This is a genomic window from Mesorhizobium sp. M7A.F.Ca.CA.003.01.2.1 (genome assembly GCF_003998945.1).
Classification (GTDB): Bacteria; Pseudomonadota; Alphaproteobacteria; order Rhizobiales; family Rhizobiaceae; genus Mesorhizobium; species Mesorhizobium ciceri.
In genome coordinates this window covers 1-3888 of sequence record NZ_RZRA01000539.1, presented here as the reverse complement: position 1 = coordinate 3888, position 3888 = coordinate 1, and the positions used below count along the sequence as shown (strand labels likewise).

Sequence of the window (3888 nt, the reverse complement as noted above, 5' to 3'; positions counted from 1 at the left end):
GGCGGACTACATGCGTGACAAATACGGCTTCGAGTGCTGAAAGCGCAGCCCGATCAACCCGCTTCGTCCTTCGCGCCGATCTTGCGCACAAGTGCCGCCGTCGCCAGCATCGCGCCCATGTCCGATATCATCGGCGCGACATGCCTGCTGTAGTCGAGCGGCACCGAAATATCCGGCAGCTCGAAGAAGTTCTTCGTCTGCGGCAACAGTAGGAAACCATCGCTGCCGTTGAGCGCGACGCGGGCTGGGTCGTCCGGCCAGGTTTCGCCAAGCCATTTCAGCGCCTGCGCCAGCCGGCCGCTCACCAATGGCTGTGCCGCCCCGAGATTGTCGGTGCGGAACTCGTAGGCGGCATCGAGCAAAGCATCGCCGCTGGACAGCTCTTGCAGCTTGCTGGCAAATATGCCGCGAAAGAAGCTGATCACCGCGTTGGTCCGCCGCGTCGCCACCAATATGCCGGGAAACGGCGCGATGGTCTCGAAAGCGACGATGACGCCCTGGAAGGCGGTCGAGGAGCCCTTGCCCGACCCTTCCCGCAGATGCGCCTCGTACAGTTCGAACGGAAACCCCTCATAGCGGCCCGCCACGATGTCGTCGAACGCCTGCCGGTTGAACGGACCAACCGCCGTGCGCGGCAACCGGTCGAAGGAATTCGGCGTCACGCCATGCTGGTAGCGCATGTCGGCGATGAAGCCGAATATGATCGGCAGCAGCGTCTCGCGGAACGATTGCTGCAGCCGCGTCGCCGGTTTCCTGGCCTGGAAATAGAGCAGGATCGAAGCCGCGAAGCCGATCACATAGAGAAATACATGCGGCGTCGAGACCCATTGCTCGTTGGGGTCGGCGACCTTGTTGAACAGCCAGGCGACCAGCACCACGGCCACCAGCACCAGCCCCACGAACACCGGCACCCGCCAGCGCACCTGCCGGACCGCCGAAGCCCTCGCCGCTTCATAGGCCTCGATGTCTTTTCGGATGCCGGCGATGACCGTTTCGCTCGGCATGAAATCCGCTGATTCCACCGCTACCCCCGCAATCCTGCCTCTGCGGGAGCATGATAGTTGGTTTTGCAAGGGCCGCCAGATGGTTAAGCGGGAACGCCTTCATCGGTTGGTGGAGAAGGGAAGACCGCTTTCAGTCGCTCCGCGACCCTGTCACGCATTCGGCCCTCCAAAGCCTCCATCAACACCAGCCGCTCGTGGTCGCCAGCGCGCAGGCGCATGAAGGGATGCATCCGGTAAGACGCGATCCTGCCGCGCGTACCGGCATCGGCACTGACATCGACAACGAGGATAGAGCCGATGCGGCCCGGCCATGGCTGCCGGGCAAAGGCGGTACCGAGGAAATCGCCGAGCCCATAGGCGACGATCGTCCCGTCAATCTTTTCCACCGGCTGCACGACATGGGCATGATGGCCCGCGATCAGCCCGGCGCCCTGCCCGGCCAGCCGCCTGGCCAGCGCTCGCGTCCCGTCGCGCGGAAAATGTCGGAACTCCCAGTCCCAATGCGGCACGGCGCAGAGAAGGTCCAAGCCAGCGGGTGGCCAGCTCGCCGGATCGCTGTCCATCGAAACGCGCCCGGCAAACAGTTTTTCATCGGCGTTCCGCCACAGCGTGAAGGCGGCGAAGCCGATATCAAGCGATCCAACCTGAATCGGCACAACCGGACCGTCGGCCAGGCCGATCGTGCGGATGCCGAGCCGCAGCAACGCCGCGATTGTCTCGTCGAAACCGGCGATGCCCTGATCCAGCACATGGTTGTTGGCCAGCGACAGCACGAGTTTTTCGCGCGCAACACCAACCGCCGTCAGCGCCTCGGCCAGGAACGGCTCGCTCATCGCATGATGCGTGCCGAGCCTTGTGCCCAGCACCGCGCTTGGCCTGTCCACAACAGGGCTTTCGCAATTGCCGATCACCAGATCGGCAGCGCCGAGCAGCGCCTTGATCGCCGGATCGCAATCCGGCGCGCTGCGGTTGGCCACCGCCGAGATGTCGCCGACAAAGGCAAGCCGCACCGCTTGCTTCGGCGGTGGATCCATCAGCGTCCCGGCCATCGGCGCAAAGTCTTGAGCGTCGCCGGCCAGTGACGGCTTCAGGAAACGCGGCAGCCAGGACAGCTTGTAGGAAAACGGATAATTCGACACGCGATGCCCAATTGTTTGCCCTGTGTAGACCGTCCGCGGGGCGGGTTGAAGCGCGACGCTGCAAATGGTGTATGTTTGCACTGCGCGACAAACATTGGGGGGAAAAGATGACACGACTGGCAGGCCTGCTGACATCCGCTTTCATTCTGCTCCTGCCGCTGTCTTCCGCGTCGGCGGCAATGCCAGAAGCGGCAACCACATTGTTTGAGGCGAAGACCGTGGCCGCGCGCGACACCGCTCTCTCGACGCTGGAGGCTGCCGCGCCAAAAGACCCGGCATCCGCCTATGCGGCCGGGGCGGGCGAGTTCTTTACCGCACTGGAGATCCTGGCCACCGGCCTGCACCGTCATGGTTTCGAAAGCCCGCAATCCTTCATGCTGCCGCTGATGCGGTTGCCAGTGCCCGACAATCCCAATCCCGAGCCGCTCACTTACGAGCAGTTCCGCGCCATCCTGGTCGGCTTCCGTGACCGGCTGGAGAAATCCGCAGCCACGTTTGCCTCGGTGCCGCCCAATGCCGATATCGGCATGGTCATCGATCTCACCCATGCCGGCATCGACCTCAACGAGGACGGCACCATCGCGCCGGACGAGAGCATGGCGGCGATCATCGCCTCACTCTCGCGCGGCGGTATCTCGTCGGACGCCGCCGCCCCCACGCTCACCTTCCGCTTCGACCGCGCCGACGGCTACTGGCTGCAGGGCTATGCCGAGTTCCTGATGGCGCAGGCCGATTTCTGGCTGGCGCATGATTTCAGGAGCACCTTCGACGGCTCGTTTCACATGCTGTTCCCGCGCGCCAAATTGCCGCTGCAGGATATTCTGGTGCCGCCGGCCGGCGATATGGGCTCGAGCATCTTCTCCTCGGAATGGCGCATCGCCGATTTCATCTCGATGGTGCATCTCGTCAACTGGCCGGTGATCGAACCGGAGCGCCGGCAAGCGGCGCGCCGCCACCTGCTGGAAATGATCCGGCTGTCGCGCGAGGACTGGAAGGCGATCCGCGCCGAGACCGACAATGACCGCGAATGGCTGCCTGGACCGCAGCAGAAGGGCGAGAACCCGCTCACCGGCCTCGAAGTCGGCGAGGAGCAGGTCCAGGCCTGGCTCGCCGCCTTGACCATGGCCGAGGATCTCCTGGAAGGCCGCAGGCTGCTGCCGCATTTCCGCGTCACCGCCAGTACTGGGCTTGGCATCAACATGAAGCGCTTCTTCGACGAGCCAAAAAACTTCGATCTCGTGCTGTCGATCACCGGCCCGGCCATCGCGCCCTACCTCGAAAGCGGCGAGCTCGCGACCAGCGACGATTTCGACCAGATCCAGCGCCAGTTCGGCGGCGACGGGTTTTTGACGTTTGCGCTTTGGTTCAACTGAGGGTGGGCCGTTTGAGGCCGCCTTCCCGCGAGAAATCTAGCATGGCAGGCAACAGTTTTACCGGAAACACGCGCGCCTTTTGTAGGCAGGTCTGCCGGCAGTCGGTTCGCTGCATACACCGCGCGGAGGCGCTGCGTAAAAATTAGCAGTGGCTGTTTTGCTTGACTCGGCCGCCAAAAACAGGCAGCAAAACCAGGTCGGAAGGGCGACAACACCACTTTCCTGGCCGTGGACGAAGGCTGATTTGGCCAAAATCCACATCTCGTCGTTGGTTTTGAGAGGAATTGATTAACCAACTTTGTCCATATTTTGAAGCAATCGGCAACCAACTACAGACGCGGCAAACGCGTCGGGGACCACCTGGGATCACTC

Annotated in this window: 3 protein-coding genes; 1 reads left to right on the top strand and 2 read right to left on the bottom strand. The window is 63.1% G+C overall.

What is annotated here, in order from left to right; all coding sequences use genetic code 11:
* Positions 1-53: 53 nt before the first annotated feature.
* Both EN969_RS20605 and EN969_RS20600 read right to left on the bottom strand, forming a co-directional pair.
* Positions 54-1004: a DUF3137 domain-containing protein gene (locus EN969_RS20605; RefSeq protein ID WP_164747158.1), complete on the bottom strand. Its 951-nt coding sequence runs from the start codon at positions 1002-1004 to the stop codon at positions 54-56.
* 83 nt (positions 1005-1087) lie between these two features.
* Positions 1088-2143, bottom strand: a complete 1056-nt coding sequence (locus EN969_RS20600) for a CapA family protein (RefSeq protein ID WP_063168830.1) — start codon at positions 2141-2143, stop codon at positions 1088-1090.
* Between the two features lie 107 nt (positions 2144-2250).
* Between EN969_RS20600 and EN969_RS20595 the strand changes: the two genes are divergently transcribed.
* A complete protein-coding gene (locus EN969_RS20595; protein WP_063170319.1) occupies positions 2251-3516 on the top strand; it encodes a hypothetical protein in 1266 nt (421 codons plus the stop codon).
* The last annotated feature ends 372 nt before the right edge of the window (positions 3517-3888 follow it).